The organism is Pseudoduganella sp. OTU4001, from assembly GCF_038440195.1.
Taxonomy (GTDB): domain Bacteria; phylum Pseudomonadota; class Gammaproteobacteria; order Burkholderiales; family Burkholderiaceae_D; genus Rugamonas.
The window spans coordinates 1-16,288 of record NZ_JASATG010000054.1; the positions used below are offsets into that span (position 1 = coordinate 1).

Genomic DNA, 16,288 nt, shown 5'->3' on the forward strand with positions numbered 1-16,288 from the left:
GCCGTGGTCAACGTGACCGATGGTGCCAACGTTCACGTGCGGTTTAGTCCGCTCGAACTTTTCTTTTGCCATTTTAATTCTTCCTCAGAACTGTAGATTTAAGGTTCAAACCAGGCGGGAGGATCTCCCCCGCCCGGGTAATTTCTAATTTTACTTCGCTTTAGCGGTGACGATTGCGTCGATCACGTGCTTAGGCGCCTCGGAGTAGTGCTTGAACTCCATGGTGTAGGTCGCGCGGCCCTGGGTCGCGGAACGCAGGATGGTCGAGTAGCCGAACATTTCCGACAGAGGAACTTCTGCCTTGATGATCTTGCCGCCGCCGCCTGGGATCTCGTCCATGCCCTGCACCATACCGCGGCGGGACGACAGGTCGCCCATCACGGTACCGGCGTAGTCTTCCGGAGTCTCGACTTCCACAGCCATCATTGGCTCCAGGATCACTGGGGATGCGCGCTTGCAGCCATCCTTGAATGCCATGGAACCGGCCATACGGAACGCGTTCTCGTTCGAGTCAACGTCGTGGTAGGAACCGAAGGTCAGGGTGACTTTAACGTCAACCACTGGGTAGCCTGCCAGCACGCCGCTGTTCAGGGTTTCACGCACACCCTTTTCAACTGCCGGGATGTATTCGCGAGGAACGGTACCGCCCTTGATCGCGTCCACGAACTCGAAGCCCTTGCCGGCTTCTTGCGGTTCGATGGTCAGCACAGCGTGGCCGTACTGGCCGCGGCCGCCGGACTGCTTGACGAACTTACCTTCCGAATCCACAACGGACTTACGGATGGTTTCGCGGTAGGCAACCTGTGGCTTGCCGACGGTCGCTTCCACGCCGAATTCGCGCTTCATACGGTCAACGATAATTTCCAGGTGCAGCTCGCCCATACCACCGATGATGGTCTGGCCGGATTCTTCGTCGGTCTTCACGCGGAACGAAGGGTCTTCCTGTGCCAGGCGGTTCAGGGCCAGGCCCATCTTTTCCTGGTCAGACTTGGTCTTCGGCTCAACTGCCTGCTGGATCACTGGCTCTGGGAACACCATGCGTTCCAGCACGATGATCGAGGAAGGATCGCACAGGGTTTCGCCGGTGGTCACGTCTTTCAGGCCCACAGCAGCGGCGATGTCGCCAGCGCGCACTTCTTTGATCTCTTCACGCTGGTTAGCGTGCATCTGCAGAATACGGCCCAGACGCTCTTTACGGTTCTTCACCGAGTTCAGCACGGTGTCGCCGGAGTTGATCATGCCGGAGTACACGCGGAAGAAGGCCAGCTGGCCCACGAACGGGTCAGTCATGATCTTGAATGCCAGCGCGGAGAACTTCTCGTCGTCCGATGCCTTACGGGTTGCCGGGGCTTCGTCTTCGTCGGTACCAGCCACGTCGTCGATGTCCACTGGGGATGGCAGGAACTCAACCACCGCGTCCAGCATCGCCTGCACGCCCTTGTTCTTGAAGGCGGTGCCGCACATCATCGGAACGATTTCCGAAGCGATGGTGCGCTTACGCAGTGCGGTCTTGATCTCTTCTTCGGTCAGGTCGCCTTCTTCCAGGTACTTGTTCATCAGCTCTTCGGACGATTCAGCGGCCGCTTCGACCATCTTCTCGCGCCACTCTTGAGCGGTTGCAACCAGTTCAGCTGGAATGTCTTTGTAGTCGAACTTCATGCCCTGGGACGCGTCGTCCCAGATGATGGCTTTCATCTTGACCAGGTCGATCACGCCGGCGAAGGAATCTTCGGCGCCGATTGGTACCTGGATCGGCACTGGGTTAGCCTTCAGGCGAGCACGCATCTGCTCGTAGACTTTGAAGAAGTTGGCGCCGGTACGGTCCATCTTGTTCACGAAAGCCAGACGAGGGACTTTGTACTTGTTAGCCTGACGCCACACGGTTTCCGACTGTGGCTGCACGCCGCCCACTGCGCAGTAAACCATGCAGGCGCCGTCCAGAACACGCATCGAGCGCTCAACTTCAATGGTGAAGTCAACGTGCCCTGGGGTGTCGATGATGTTGATGTGGTGCGGCTTGAAGTTGTTCGCCATACCAGACCAGAAGCAGGTGGTCGCTGCCGAGGTAATGGTAATGCCGCGCTCTTGTTCCTGCTCCATCCAGTCCATGGTGGCGGCGCCGTCGTGCACTTCACCAATCTTGTGGTTCACGCCGGTGTAGAACAGGACGCGTTCGGTGGTGGTGGTCTTACCAGCGTCGATGTGAGCGGAGATACCGATATTACGGTAGCGCTCAATGGGGGTCTTGCGGGCCATAATTGATCCTAAATCTTTGAATGGACAAAACCGAGCAGCATTTTCAGAACAAAAATGCGCCCGGCTTGAACAAGGCCGGCCAAGGAAGGCCGGCCAAACGTATTAGAAGCGGAAGTGCGAGAACGCTTTGTTCGCTTCAGCCATACGGTGGACTTCGTCACGACGCTTCATCGCGCCGCCACGGCCTTCCGCGGCTTCCATCAGCTCACCGCCCAGACGCTGTGGCATGGACTTTTCGGAGCGCTTGTTAGCGGCTTCACGCAGCCAACGCATCGACAGAGCCAGGCGGCGCACTGGGCGCACTTCGACTGGCACCTGGTAGTTAGCGCCGCCGACGCGGCGGGACTTAACTTCAACCAGTGGCTTGGCGTTGTTGATTGCTGCGGTGAACACTTCCAGCGGGTCCTTGCCGGACTTCGATTGGATGTGGTCGAACGCACCGTAGATGATGTTTTCTGCAACCGACTTCTTGCCGGACAGCATCAGAACGTTAACGAATTTAGCGACTTCGGTGCTACCGAATTTTGGATCCGGCAGAATCTCGCGCTTGGGTACTTCACGACGACGTGGCATGTTATTTCCTTTGTCTTCAGTTGAGTGCCGTGGCACTCGCGGAGGCCATCATAGCCTTCCACTTACTCGGTCTCGCGACCGGCTCAACTCAATTTAAATTGCAAGAATTACTTCTTAGCGGCCTTAGCACGCTTCGCACCGTACTTGGAACGAGCCTGCTTACGGTCTTTAACGCCCTGGGTATCCAGAGAGCCACGGACCATGTGGTAACGCACACCTGGCAAGTCTTTTACACGACCGCCGCGCAGCAGAACCACCGAGTGTTCCTGCAGGTTGTGGCCTTCACCGCCGATGTACGAAATCACTTCGAAACCGTTGGTCAGACGTACCTTGGCGACTTTACGCAGTGCCGAGTTAGGCTTCTTAGGAGTGGTGGTGTACACACGGGTGCACACGCCACGCTTTTGCGGGCAGTTTTCAAGTGCCGGCGATTTGCTCTTCACGACCAGCTTGGTACGTGGGCTGCGAATCAATTGATTGATGGTTGGCATCGTTTTAAATCCAACAAAATTACAGCATTGACAACCCGGGCACTGCTGCCCGGGGGCTAAAACGGTATCTCTTAGGGTGCGCTGAACGTCACTCAAAACGAGGCGTATACGATGCGCAGACTAAATTGAGAACTCGCGAGTATATACCTGGTTAACCGCTCAGTCAACCAGATTGCTGAATTAAGTGGCAGCATTTCGACGCCCCCGGCCTTGGGCATTGCCATCATAATAGCGTTCATTTTCGTCATTTCCAGCTTGTAATGCGACTGCTGCTGCGCCCCTCCCACCTGTTTATCCTGCTCACCTACCTGGCCCTGTCGGCGGTGCCGTTTGTGCCTTTGCTGCTGGGCAAGCCTGTGGAGCAGCCTTGGCAGCTGCTCGGCATTGAGGTGGTGGCGTGGGTAGCGGTGTGGGCGCTGTTCAAGCGGCCGGCCTATTTCCATTGGCTGCTGATCCCGGCCTTCCTGGCGCTGCCGACCGAGATTTACCTGTTTGTGTTCTATGGCCAGGGCATATCCACCCACCACCTCGGCATCCTGGCCGAGACCAGCCCGCGCGAGGCGCTGGAATTCCTGGGGCAGAAGGTGTGGAGCATGGCCGCCGTCATGGTCGGTGTCGCGGTGTGGTGGGTGCTGAGCTTCCGCGCCGCGCGCCAGACGCGCGAGCTGGATTGGCACGATGGTTCGCGCTGGGTGGCGCTGGGCATGCTGGTGATCCTGGCGGCGGTGGCGGCCTGGGGTTATGAGTTTGGCATCGCGGCGGCGCCGTCCGCGCGCACCGCCTCCGCCAGCGCGGCGGCAAGCGTCAGCAACGGCGGCGGCGCCAGCGACGAGGCGAGCGACGAGGAGGCGGACAACGACCCGTCGCGCGCGGCGGTGGCCGGTGCCCGCACCCTGCGCCTGCCCGGCCCTCCCCTGCCGCACTGGGCGCGGGTGCCGGTGGAGCCGAAAGCCTTCGTTGAATCCTGGCCGTTCGGGCTGGCCGCACGCGGTTATGACTTCTATAAGGAGCGCCGCTACCTGGCGGAACTGAACGAGCGCAGCGCCAGCTTCAGCTTCGGCGCGCGCCAGCTGGACGGCGGCCAGCAGCCGGAAATCGTGGTGATGGTGCTGGGCGAATCTTCGCGCTATGACCGCTGGAGCCTGAACGGCTACAGCCGCGAGACCAATCCGCTGCTGGGCAAGGAAGGCAACCTGGTGGCGCTGTCCGACGTGATCACCTCGGTGTCGGCAACGCGCCTGTCGGTGCCGGTGATCATTTCCCGCAAGCCGGCCACGCAAAGCCTGAAGGACGGCTTCAGCGAAAAGTCCTTCCTGACCGCCTACAAGGAAGCCGGCTTCAAGACCTGGTGGCTGTCGAACCAGATTTCCTTCGGCCAGTACGACACCCCGGTGTCGGTGTTCGCCAAGGAGGCCGATGTGATCCAGTTCCTCAACCTGGGCGGCTTCACCGACAACTCGAATTTCGACGACGTGCTGTTCGAGCCGCTCAAGCGCGCCCTGGCCGACGCTGCGCCGAAAAAGCTGATCGTGCTGCACTCGCTGGGCAGCCACTGGAACTACAGCCAGCGCCACCCGAAGGAATTCGACAAGTGGCAGCCCTCGCTGTTCGGCATTAACAAGCCGGTGTACACCGACCTGAAGATCAAGCCGCAGCTGAATAACAGCTACGACAACTCGATCCTGTACACCGACTGGTTCCTGGCGCAGGTGATCGGCAAGCTGAAGGCCAGCGGCCAGCTGGCCTCAATGGTGTACGTGGCCGACCATGGCCAGACCCTGTACGACGGCGCCTGCCGCCTCGCCTTCCACGGCCACAATACGCAGTACGAGTTCCACGTGCCGGCCTTCATGTGGTATTCGGAACAGTACCGCGAACGCTATCCGGCCAAGGTGGCCGCGCTGCACAAGAACCGCAAGGCCAAGCTGGCGACCGAGAACTTCTTCCACACCATGCTGGACGTGGCCGACATCCGCTATCCGGACGACAAGCCGTCATGGAGCTTCCTCAGTCGCGAGTTCAAGGTCCACAAGCGCGTGGTGGACAGCTACGGCTGGACCAATTACGACAACGCCACCATGAAGGGCGACTGCCGCGAAGTGATGGACAAGGGCAAGCCGCAGAAGCAGGATAAATAAGGCCTTACAGTGCGGGGCGCACGCGTTCTTCCAGCACTTTGAACTGCGCGTCCATCAGGGGCTGGTTGGGGTCGTGACCGGCGCGCGGCACCAGGAACAGCTCCTTGCGCGGGGCCTTGATCTGCTCGAAATAGCGACGGGTGACGGCGGCGGAGGTCAGCAAGTCCTGTTCGCCCTGCACCAGGTAGACCGGCAGCTTGAAGGCGGCGCCCAGCTTGATTTTTGATTGCATGCCGTCGCCGTGCAGGCCGACGAACTGCAGGAAGGAATAGTCCTCACCCGCTTCGTAATCGGCTTGCGCTTTCGGCGTGGTGTAGATGGCGCCAGGCTTCCACCACTGCTTCGGCGCGGCGTCGGTTGCCAAGGCTTCGTATTTGCGGATCGCGCGGCGCATCACGCCGAAGTTGCGCGGGTTGCTCCAGGGCGGCGTGCCCAGCGCCTCCAGGCGCGCCGTGTGCTCAGCATCGCTGGCCTTGCGGGCCAGCGCCAGCACCTGTGCGTATGCATCGATTTCGTTCTCGCGTCCATCGACCACTTGCGCCACGCCGACGTAGGCATGGAACAGCTCGGGCTTGGCCTGCGCCATGGACGCCGCCAGCACTGAGCCCCAGGAGCTACCCATCAGGATCAACTTGCGCTGCCCCAGATGCTGCGCCACTTGCTGCGCTACGGCCAAGCCGTCGTCGCGCAACAGCTCGATGGTCAGCGGGCTGGCTTCGGGCGGCGGATTGGCGCCGTAGGTCATGCCGGAACCGCGCTGGTCCCACAGCACCACGGTGTAGCGCTCGCGCCAGCTGGCGAACAAGGCATCGCCGTATGGGCTGAGCGGGTTGCCCGGGCCGCCGTGCACGTACAGCACGACGGGATTGGCGCAATTGCTGCCTTCGATCGTCAGCCATTGCTTTATGCCGCCAGCTTCGATGAAACGCTGCTCGCTCACCGGACCGGGGCTGCATTTGGCCCACAAGGGCGAGAGATTGAGCATCAGCAGCAACAACAGCAAGCGACGCATGGGAACTCCGGTTAGTTAATTGATAATGCGGCCGAATATATTGTTAAAATCAACATAGAGCAACTGTTAGGAGTGACAGGTGGAAAACAGAAGTCGGCTGGCCAGCATCGATATGCTGCGCGGCCTGGTAATCGTGCTGATGGCGCTGGACCATACGCGCGATTATTTTGGTCCTGCGCTGTTTGATCCTGAAGATTTGGCCAAGACCACGCCGCTGTGGTTTGCCACCCGCTGGATCACGCACTTGTGCGCCTCCACTTTTGTGCTGCTGGCCGGGACGTCGGCCTTCTTGCGCGGGGCCAAAGGCGGTATCCCGGCGCTTTCGCGCTACCTGTTCACACGCGGCTTGCTGCTGATCGTGCTGGAAGCGACGTGGATCAGCTTCAGTTGGCAGTTCGGCTATAACGTCACCATCTTCCAGGTGCTGTGGGCGCTGGGCATGGGGATGATTTTCCTGGCGGGGCTGGTGTGGCTGCCCATGCCGGCCATCGCGGGCATAGCGGCGCTGCTGATCGTGCCGCATAACCTGCTCGATTCGATCCAGTCGAACCATCCGCTATGGCTGCTCTGGCACCAGCGTGGCTTCTGGCCGGTGGCCGGCAATTATGGCGTGTATGTCGCTTATCCGCTGATGCCGTGGCTTGGGCTGATTGCTGCGGGTTATGCGCTTGGTCCCGTATTCAAATGGGATGCAGCGCGGCGCCAGCGTTTCCTGCTGCTGGCGGGAGCGGCGCTGTTGCTGGTGTTTGCTGTGCTGCGTAGCGGGAATTTCTACGGTGATCCGGACCCGTGGTCGGCGCAGGGGCGCGGCTTTGTGTGGGATTTCATTTCCTTCATCCGCGTGCATAAATACCCGCCTTCGCTGCTCTACTTGTGCGTGACGATCGGCATTGCGCTGCCGCTGCTGGCGTGGTTTGAACGTATTCGGCCGGTGCCGCTGCTGATGCTGTTTGGCGGCACGCCGATGTTCTTCTATGTCGTGCATATCGCCATGATCCACTTCCTGGCCGGGCCTTACTTCCTGCTGCGCTTTGGCGGGCTGCCGGATGGGGGACCTGCGGGCTTCACGCTGCCGAAGGGCTATGAGCCGTCGCTGGCGGTGGTTTATGCGGCGTGGGTGGTCATGGTGGCGATCATGTACGGGCTCACCAGACTTTGGCTGCGCTGGCGCAAGCGCAGCACGCCGCCAAGCGCACCAGCTGCCGCTGCATCAACCTAAAGCTTAAACAATCAGAGAAACATGAGTCGCAATACTTCGTTCTTGGCGGCCGGCTTGATGCTGGCCGTCTGCAGTGCCGCGCACGCCGGCTCCCCTTGGGCCGACCTGGCCAAGGCCGACCTGGACTTCGTCTACCAGACGGTGCGCGCCGACCATCCCGGCATGGTCGATCAGGAAAATCCTTACTTCCGCGCTTGGGCCGAGAAGGGCTACGCGCAGGCCATCGCCGAGCTGCCGAACGTGCGCTCGCTGCATGATGCGCAGGTCCTGCTGCGGCGCTACTTCGCAGGCTTTGCGGATGGCCATTTGTGGCTCACTTACAGCTATGAAAAAGACGCTGTGCGCTGGGCAGGCATGATGGTGCAGCGCCAGGGACAGCGCTATGTGGTCGGTCACAGTGAAGAGAGCGAGGTGCCGGTGGGCGCGGAACTGGTTTCCTGCGATGGCCGCAAGGTCGATACCTTGATCGAAGAAGACCTGCTGCCGGGCGCATTCAATAACCGCCAGCTGGATTGGTTGAAATCGGACCTGGCCAACAATGTGCTGGCTGTGGTGGATCAGAACGTGCATCCGGAGTATGCGCGCTGCACCTTTGCCGTCAGCGGTGCAAAGCGCGATGTCCAGCTCATATGGCGCGATCTCGCTCACTACCGGTTCGATACGTTGGCACGTGCTATGGTGCCGACATACAGCAAGGACAGCACCATCACGGAAATCAAGCCGGGCACCTATTGGGTGCGCCTGCCGCAATTCCAGCCGGACGACGCTCAGGTCAAGCAGCTGAACGAGATTGCTGCGCGCATGCCGTCGCTGCGCAATGCGGAGCTGATCATCTTTGATACGCGCGGCAATAGCGGCGGCAATTCAACCTGGGGCCGGCGTGTGCTGGAGGGGTTGGTCGGCGGTGAATACCTGCACCAGCAGGCGCGCAACGAGGGCTATGCGGAATGGCGCGCGAGTGCCGGCAACCTGGCCTACATACGCGACGGCATTCTTCCGCGCCTGACGCGCCAGTATGGTGCGGGGCATAAGGATCTGGCCCCGTGGGAGTCGCTGCAACGCCGTATGCAGCAGGCCATTGAGCAAGGCAAGCCGTTTGTACGGCAAGGCGAAGCGGCGCCGGCGAAGACTGTCAACGCTGCGACGATGCCGGTAGCACCGCTGTCGAAGGCGCGCATCGCGCTGGTAACCAAGTCGGGCTGCTCCAGTGCATGCCTGGACTTTGCGGACTACGCGCTGGCCCTGCCTGGTACCGTGCACTTGGGCGAGACCACTGGCGCCGATACGGTCTATATGGACGTTCGCCCGCTTGCGCTGCCGAGCGGACTGGGTCGCTTCTCGATGGCGCAGAAGGTTTATCGCGGGCGTCCGCGCGCGCACAACGCCGCGTATGCGCCGCCAATCCCGTATCCGGGCGCGATCCAGGACACGGCGGCCTTGCAGACGTGGACTATGCAGCAGCTCGCGGCCAAGTCGCTTACCCAGGCAGGCTCCGCCCACGAAGAGCTCAAGAAATAACCGCTCCGTACTCAAGCAGGAGGCTGCACGCCTCCTCGCTTTGCACGCATTGAAGTAGCGTTTTTCCTCCTTCGCCGATGCGGTTGGCATCACAACCGTCCTTTAGCAGTTCTTCCATCAACTCAAGGTTGTTGAGCTGCGTTGCGATATGAAGCAAGGAGTCTCCGGGGTCCTCTAACTCGTTTTCGCGTTTTGTCTTAAACGTGCTTAAAGCTGCTTTTTTGTTCTTAAATGTGCTTTTCCGTGCTCGAATTACGGGGTGTACGCCGCGATATTCGTTTGCCAGTTTCCATTCGGTTTCATTCGGCAATAGCAGCCAGATCGTTTTCCACGCATTCCGGCAAGTTCCATGCACCTCTTTCGAAAATTGCGATGGCGAGCTGCGGCTTGCATCCAACAATGTGGGCGAGCCGATGGGTAGGAACAGATGCTTCCACTGGTAACCATTCAGCACAGTGGAGGTTGATTTCTCATTTGACGCTTCTATCGCCCTCATCCAATCGTTCATTGCCTGATCTTTTTTTACTAAGACAGGAAAAGCACGAATTAGTTCCGCTAAGACGAATTAGCACAAATAAGCACGTTTAAGACAAATCGCGAAAAACAGATACACCAACCTATGCCGGCAGCAGGCGGCCAGAGAGGCGTTTGTAGACTTCGCGGGCGCGTTGTTCGATGGCGGGGTCGAAACCGGACTCGGCCAGCAGGGTCAGCCCGTTGGTTTCGCTCAGCACGCCGGGCGTGAGGACTAGGCGGCCGGCGCGCTTTTGCACCAGCAGCGGCACGCAACTACGGTCAAGTAGTTGGGCGAGGACGACGTTGTGCGAGGAGACCAGCACCGTGCCTTGCGCCGCCAGTTGTTCCAGCACTGCGGCAGCGGCGGAAACCGATTCCATGTGGTTGGTGCCGCGGAAAATCTCGTCGATGATGTAGACGGCACGCTGCGGCTGGCGGGCTAGCGATAGCAATTCGTGGGCGCGGCGCAGTTCCGATTGATACAGGCTTTCGCCATCGGCCAGTGCATCCTCGTTTTGCATGCTGGCGAAGACCGGCAGGTACGGCACGCGGGCGCTGGCCGCATAGCAGAAGCCGAAACCGCGCGCGGTCAGCAGGTTCAGGCCGACGGTGCGCAGCAAGGTGCTCTTGCCGATGCCGTTCTGGCCGCTGATGAAGGCGCTTTTGCCGTCCAGGGAGATGTCGAGTGCTTGCGCGTCCGCCAGTTGCGGGTGGGTGACAGCTTGCAGCTGGATTTCCTGCTCCCAGCCTTCTTCGGACCAGCACCATTGCGATTGCGTCGCCAAGTGGCGGGCCAGGGCGAGGTCGGCGTCAAGGTTGGCCACCAGCTGGTAGCTCTCGCGCAGGAAAGCGGCGTGTTCGCGTACCAGGCGGCGGGTCTGGAAGTAGTGTTTCAGGTTGGCTTGCATGACCCAGTCGCAATACTCCGCGAGACCTGGGATGGCCGACAGCGGCGCCGGCGCGAGCTTGCTGCGCAATTGGGCGGCTTTGTCGGCGCCGGGCATGTCGGACTGCTTGCTGTGGGCGTAGAGCTGCAGTTGCAGCGCTTCTGCAATCGCGCCCCAGTTCTGGATGCGGGTGTGGAAGGTGGTCTGGATGGCGGCGAGCACCAGCGACAGCACAACCGTTGCCGCCAAGGCGGTCGGCCAGAAGAAGCTAACGGCGGCGCTGGCGAGGAAGGTGGCTGGGACGATCCAGAGACAGGATGACCAGCGCGGCACGGGCGGCAGCGGGGATTCAGCGGACATGCCGGCAGACGGCGGCAGGCCTGCGAAGGACAAGCCGGCGGCAGCGGATGGCGGGACGAACAGCGCCTCGGTCACTTCGGCGCTGGCTTTGCGCAGCGGCTGCAGCGCTGCGGCGATGCGTTCGCGGGCGGCGCTGTCGGCCAGCAGCATGCGGACACGCTCGCGTGAGGCGGACAAGCCGTCCGCATCTTGTCCGCGCCGCAGCCGGCGGTACAGCACCTGGCGGCCGAAGATGCTGGCGCCCGCGCCAACGGCGTCGAGATAGGACGGCAACAGCAAGTCCTGCGCTGTCTGCGCATCCACCGCCCCATTCCCCACCGCGTCCGCCAGCGCATCGTAGCGCGCCACTGCGTCCGACGAAAACGGATACTCCACAGCCACACTCCTTGCCAATATCACAAGCCAACAAGTATAGCCGCTTACTAAAAAATCAAGTAGTCCGCAGCGACCGCCCGGACGCCGATGGACGCTCGCGGACAGTGTGCGCCCAGCATCTGACACCATAAAAATCAAACACTTAGGAGCTGGCACACTTCATGCATTAGCAAGATTAACCAATTTACCAACCCCAGGACCAAGAACATGATTCGCGACACTTCACACCAGGACCAGGTCATCGCCGCCCCTGCCGGCCTGAAGACGCGCCGCAAGCTGATACTGCTGGGGGTCGGCGTGGCGCTGGCCGGCGCGGCCGTGGTGCTGGCCAAAGGCTGGGCCAGCAGCGAGCAATCGATCAATGCCGCCCGCCTGCGCATCGGCGAAGTCACGCGCGGCACCCTGATCCGCGACGCCGCCGTCAACGGCCGCATCGTGGCCGCCGTCAGCCCGACCCTGTACTCCACCTCCACTTCCACCGTGGAGCTGAAAGTGCACGCCGGCGACACCGTCAAGAAAGGCCAGGTACTGGCCGTGCTGGAATCGCCCGACCTGACCGACGAACTGAAAAAAGAACAGACCCTGTTCAACGAACTGCAAGCCGAAGTCTCGCGCCAGCAAATCCTGGCCCGCAAGCAGAAGCTGGCCGCCCAGCGCGACGCCGACACCGCCGAAATCGAACGCGTGTCCGCCCTGCGCACGCTGCAGCGCTACGAAGGCGTGTCGAACGAAGGCATCATCGCCAAGATCGACCTGCAGAAAGCCAAGGACGCGCTGGCCGCCGCCGACATCCGCGCCAAGCACACCAAGCAGGCCGCCGAACTGGAAGGCGACAACGTGGCGCTGGAGCTGAAGACCAAGACCGCCCAGATGGAACGCCAGAAGCTGTCGCTGGCCAACGCCCAGCGCCGCGTCGACGAGCTGACCGTGCGTGCGCCGGTGGATGGCTTCATCGGCACGCTGTCGGTGGCCAACCGCAGCATGGTGCAGCCCAACACGCCGCTGATGACCCTGGTCGACCTGTCGCAGCTCGAAGTCGAGCTGGAAGTGCCGGAAACCTATGTCAACGACCTGGGCCTGGGCATGACCGCCGAAATCGAAGTCAATGGCGTGAAATCGAAAGGCAAGCTGTCGGCCCTGTCGCCGGAAGTGGTGAAGAACCAGGTGCTGGCGCGCGTACGCTTCGACCAGCAGCCGGACGGCCTGCGCCAAAGCCAGCGCGTCTCGGCGCGCCTGCTGATCGACGAAAAGCACAACGTGCTGATGGTGCCGCGCGGCCCGTTCGTCGAGTCGGAAGGCGGCCGCTTCGTCTACCTGGTGCAGGACGGCGTTGCCGTGCGCAGCCCGGTGCAGCTGGGCGCCACCAGCGTGTCCGCGGTGGAAATCGTCAACGGATTGAAGCAAGGCGACAAGATCGTGATCGCCGGTACTGAAAACTTTGAGAACGCCAAGCGCGTCTCGATCAACAAATAACCCCTACGGAGATGCAAACATGCTGCGCATGAATAACCTGAGCAAAGTCTATCGCACCCATATGATCGAGACCCACGCGCTGCGCGGTTTCGAGATCGACGTCAAGCAAGGCGAATTCGTCACCGTCACCGGCCCGTCCGGTTCCGGCAAGACCAGCTTCCTCAACATCGCCGGCCTGCTGGAGGAATTCACCAGCGGCGAGTACATCCTGGACGGCATCAACGTCAAAGGCATGGACGACAATGCCCGCTCGCGCCTGCGCAACGAGAAGCTGGGCTTCATCTTCCAGGGCTTCAACCTGATCCCCGACCTGAACCTGTTCGACAACGTCGACGTGCCGCTGCGCTACCGCGGCTTCAACGCCGCCGAGCGCAAGGAACGCATCGAAGACGCGCTGGCCAAGGTCGGCCTGGCCTCGCGCATGCGCCACTTCCCGGCCGAGCTGTCGGGCGGCCAGCAGCAGCGCGTGGCGATCGCGCGCGCGCTGGCCGGTTCGCCCAAGCTGCTGCTGGCCGACGAACCGACCGGCAACCTGGATACCCAGATGGCGCGCGGCGTGATGGAACTGCTGGAGGAGATCAACGCCGAAGGAACCACCATCCTGATGGTGACCCACGATCCGGAGCTGGCGCAGCGCACCCAGCGCAACGTCCACATCATCGACGGCCAGGTGTCCGACCTGGTACGCAAGTCGCCGTCGCTGGTGGTCGCCAAGGAGGCCTGAGATGCTGCAATACTATTTCATGCTGGGCGTGCGCAGCCTGCGCCGCAACCCGGTACTGACCGCGCTGATGGTGCTGATCCTGGCGATCGGCGTGGCAGCCAGCGTCTCGACCCTGACCATCCTGCACGTGATGTCGGGCGACCCGATGCCGCACAAGAGCGAGCGCCTGATCGTGCCTGTCGTCGACAACGGCCCGCTGCGCGGCTATACCCCGGGCGAGCGCGAAGGCGAGGAAATGTCCTACAAAGATGCCGTCAACCTGCTGGCCTCGGGCCAGGGCGACCGCCGCACCGCACTGCGCGGCGTGGCCGGCACCGTCGAACCGCTGCGCAAGGATTTGCCGATGTTCAGCGCCCAGGGCCTGACGCCGACGCGCGACTTCTTCGCCATGTTCGAAGTGCCCTTCGTGCAGGGCGGCCCCTGGAGCGAGGCCGACGACAAGGCGGGCGCCGACGTGGTGGTGCTGAGCAAAAAGTTGGCCGAGAAGTTGTTCGGCAGCGCCAATCCGGTCGGCCAGCGCGTTCGCATGCTGGGCTTCGACTACGCCGTGGTCGGCGTGCATGACAACTGGAGTCCGGTGCCGCGCTTCCACCGCCTGATCGGCGGCGAAGGCGCGTTCGGCGACACGGACGAGTTCTATATCCCCTTCCACAACGCCATCCGCCACGAGTTCAGCCAGAACGGCAATATGAACTGCAGCAGCGACCGCGGCCCCGGCTACCAGGCCCTGCTCGATTCCGAATGCATCTGGATCCAGTTCTGGTTCGAGCTGCACTCGGCCTCCGACCGCCCGCAGCTGCAGGCCTGGCTCGATGCGTATGCCGCCGAACAGCGCAAGCTGGGCCGCTTGCAGCGCGCCGCGCCGAACCGCCTGTTCAACGTGATGGAGTGGATGGAGGAGCTAAAAGTGGTGGGCAAGGACAGCCGCATCTCCGCCATGCTGGCCTTCGGCTTCCTGCTGCTTTGCCTGGTCAACACCATCGGCCTGCTGCTGGCGAAATTCTCGGTGCGCGCACCGGAAGTCGGCGTGCGGCGCGCCCTGGGCGCCTCGCGCAGGGACATCTTCAGCCAGTTCATGATCGAGAGCGCGGTGGTCGGCCTGGCCGGCGGCGTGCTTGGCCTGCTGCTGGCGCTTGGCGCGCTGGCCCTGATCGGCAGCATCTCCGCGCAGATCGCCATCACCACCAAGATGGACTGGATCATGCTGCTGGTGACCTTCGCCATGTCGGTCAGCGCCGCCATCCTGGCCGGCCTGCTGCCAACCTGGCGCGCCTGCCAGGTGACCCCGGCCCTGCAACTGAAATCGCAGTGAGGACATTATGGAAATCAAACCAATCTTTTCCGCGCTGATGCGCTCCAAGACCGGCCCGATCCTGGTGGCCGTGCAGGTCGCGCTCAGCCTCGCGATCCTGGCCAACGCCCTGCACATCGTCAGTGTGCGGCAGGCCGTGGCCGCCCGCCCGACCGGCATCGCCAACGAGGAACTGGTGTTCAGCCTGCGCGTGCGCCCGCTGAACCAGGGCGGCCACGAGGAGCAGCTGGCGACACAGAAAGCTCAGGCGGCGGCGCTGCGCGCCGTGCCTGGCGTAGTATCGGTGGCGGACACCATCCAGGTGCCGCTGTCCAATTCGGGCAACTACAGCAGCGTTGCCGCCAGCCGCGAGCAGGAGCGCACCAACGCCAGCCCGTCGATGTACATCACGCCCGATTCGCTGGTGAAGACCTGGGGCCTGAAGATCATCGACGGCCGCGACTTCACGCCGCAGGACGTGCCGGAAATCGACCAGAACAAGAGCAAGGACTTCCCCACCGTGGCCCTGATCACCAAGGCGGTCGGCGACAAGGTCTGGCCGGATGCGCCTAGCTTCGTCGGCAAGAAGATGTACTACGGCACCGGCCCGGAAGCGCGCGAAGTGACGGTGGTGGGCGTGATCGAGACCCTGCAGACGCCGGGCGCCGCGATGGGCGCCGAAGGCGAGATGTCGACCATGGTGCCGGCGCGCCTGACCGGCAGCGGGCGCAATATGTACACCGTGCGCACCGAGCCGGGCCAGCGCGACCGCGCCATGAAGGATGCCGAGGAAGCGCTGCGCAAGCTACACAATGGCAAGGTGGTGATCCGCGCCACCACCCAGTCCGAAGAGCGCGTCAAGCGCTACCGCGCCGACAATGCGCTGTCGTGGATGCTGATCACCGTCAGCGTGCTGCTGATGATGGTCACCGCCAGCGGCATCGTCGGCATGGCTTCGCTGTGGGTGACCCAGCGCCGCAAGCAGATCGGCGTGCGCCGCGCACTGGGCGCGCGCAAGCTCGATATCCTGCGCTACTTCGTCACCGAGAATGTGCTGATCACCACCACCGGCATTGCCGGCGGCTTGATGGGCGCCCTGGGGCTGAACCAGCTGCTGGTGTCCAAGCTGGAGCTGGCGCGCCTGCCGGCCGAGTACATGGTGTTCGGCGCGGCCGCCTTCTGGACGCTCGGCATCGCCGCCGTGTACGGGCCGGCCTGGCGTGCGGCTTCGATTTCGCCAGCGTTGGCGACGCGCTCCGCTTAAAACCGGTGAAGCAGGGTCAGGCCCTTGGGCCTGACCCTGTCTGCGGCGCTGTCGCGGGTTGGGTTGTGCGCCGCTGATCTTCGACGAACGTCAACGCCGCCCCCCCCCAATCCACCGGCCACGGCAGACCCGGGGGGGGGGGGGGGGGGGGGGGGGGGGGGGGGGGGGGGGGGGGGGGGGGGGGGGGGGGG

Annotated in this window: 13 protein-coding genes and 1 pseudogene; 7 read left to right on the top strand and 7 right to left on the bottom strand. The window is 62.3% G+C overall.

What is annotated here, in order from left to right; genetic code table 11:
• The 4 genes and pseudogenes from AAHE99_RS25765 to rpsL all read right to left on the bottom strand — a co-directional run.
• A pseudogene (locus AAHE99_RS25765) lies at positions 1-72 on the bottom strand (GTP-binding protein); the annotation flags it as partial.
• 78 nt (positions 73-150) lie between these two features.
• On the bottom strand, positions 151-2,256 hold the full coding sequence (gene fusA, locus AAHE99_RS25770; RefSeq protein WP_342120772.1) for an elongation factor G: 2,106 nt from the start codon (positions 2,254-2,256) through the stop codon (positions 151-153).
• Between the two features lie 102 nt (positions 2,257-2,358).
• Positions 2,359-2,829, bottom strand: a complete 471-nt coding sequence (rpsG, locus tag AAHE99_RS25775; RefSeq protein WP_342120774.1) for a 30S ribosomal protein S7 — start codon at positions 2,827-2,829, stop codon at positions 2,359-2,361.
• 107 nt (positions 2,830-2,936) lie between these two features.
• Entirely contained in the window at positions 2,937-3,320 is a 384-nt protein-coding gene (rpsL, locus tag AAHE99_RS25780) for a 30S ribosomal protein S12 (protein WP_342120775.1), read from the bottom strand.
• Between the two features lie 260 nt (positions 3,321-3,580).
• Here rpsL and AAHE99_RS25785 point away from each other — a divergent pair, with 260 nt between their 5' ends.
• The gene (locus AAHE99_RS25785; RefSeq protein ID WP_342120776.1) at positions 3,581-5,458 is read left to right on the top strand and encodes a phosphoethanolamine transferase; all 1,878 of its coding nucleotides are present in this window, start codon (positions 3,581-3,583) and stop codon (positions 5,456-5,458) included.
• 4 nt (positions 5,459-5,462) lie between these two features.
• Here the strand turns inward: AAHE99_RS25785 and AAHE99_RS25790 are convergent, their stop codons facing one another.
• Positions 5,463-6,470 carry an alpha/beta fold hydrolase gene (locus AAHE99_RS25790; protein ID WP_342120777.1) on the bottom strand — a complete coding sequence of 336 codons (1,008 nt, stop codon included), beginning with the start codon at positions 6,468-6,470 and terminating at the stop codon, positions 5,463-5,465.
• A gap of 79 nt (positions 6,471-6,549) precedes the next feature.
• Between AAHE99_RS25790 and AAHE99_RS25795 the strand changes: the two genes are divergently transcribed.
• Together AAHE99_RS25795 and AAHE99_RS25800 are read left to right on the top strand one after the other, a co-directional pair.
• Complete coding sequence (locus AAHE99_RS25795; protein ID WP_342120778.1) at positions 6,550-7,689, top strand: DUF1624 domain-containing protein; 1,140 nt, start codon at positions 6,550-6,552, stop codon at positions 7,687-7,689.
• Between the two features lie 21 nt (positions 7,690-7,710).
• On the top strand, positions 7,711-9,207 hold the full coding sequence (locus tag AAHE99_RS25800; protein WP_342120779.1) for a S41 family peptidase: 1,497 nt from the start codon (positions 7,711-7,713) through the stop codon (positions 9,205-9,207).
• Here the strand turns inward: AAHE99_RS25800 and AAHE99_RS25805 are convergent.
• Together AAHE99_RS25805 and AAHE99_RS25810 are read right to left on the bottom strand one after the other, a co-directional pair.
• Positions 9,197-9,715: a hypothetical protein gene (locus tag AAHE99_RS25805; RefSeq protein ID WP_342120780.1), complete on the bottom strand. Its 519-nt coding sequence runs from the start codon at positions 9,713-9,715 to the stop codon at positions 9,197-9,199. The genes AAHE99_RS25800 and AAHE99_RS25805 overlap by 11 nt on opposite strands.
• Before the next feature lie 109 nt (positions 9,716-9,824).
• Positions 9,825-11,345, bottom strand: coding sequence for a MutS-related protein (locus AAHE99_RS25810; RefSeq protein ID WP_342120781.1), 1,521 nt, complete (start codon positions 11,343-11,345; stop codon positions 9,825-9,827).
• A gap of 207 nt (positions 11,346-11,552) precedes the next feature.
• Between AAHE99_RS25810 and AAHE99_RS25815 the strand changes: the two genes are divergently transcribed.
• From AAHE99_RS25815 to AAHE99_RS25830, 4 genes are read left to right on the top strand one after another with little or no spacing between them, the layout of a single operon-like run.
• Positions 11,553-12,818, top strand: coding sequence for an efflux RND transporter periplasmic adaptor subunit (locus AAHE99_RS25815; protein ID WP_342120782.1), 1,266 nt, complete (start codon positions 11,553-11,555; stop codon positions 12,816-12,818).
• Between the two features lie 19 nt (positions 12,819-12,837).
• Positions 12,838-13,542 carry an ABC transporter ATP-binding protein gene (locus AAHE99_RS25820; RefSeq protein ID WP_342120783.1) on the top strand — a complete coding sequence of 235 codons (705 nt, stop codon included), beginning with the start codon at positions 12,838-12,840 and terminating at the stop codon, positions 13,540-13,542.
• 1 nt (position 13,543) lies between these two features.
• A complete protein-coding gene (locus AAHE99_RS25825; protein WP_342120784.1) occupies positions 13,544-14,854 on the top strand; it encodes an ABC transporter permease in 1,311 nt (436 codons plus the stop codon).
• 7 nt (positions 14,855-14,861) lie between these two features.
• A complete protein-coding gene (locus AAHE99_RS25830) occupies positions 14,862-16,097 on the top strand; it encodes an ABC transporter permease (protein WP_342120786.1) in 1,236 nt (411 codons plus the stop codon).
• Positions 16,098-16,288 lie beyond the last annotated feature (191 nt).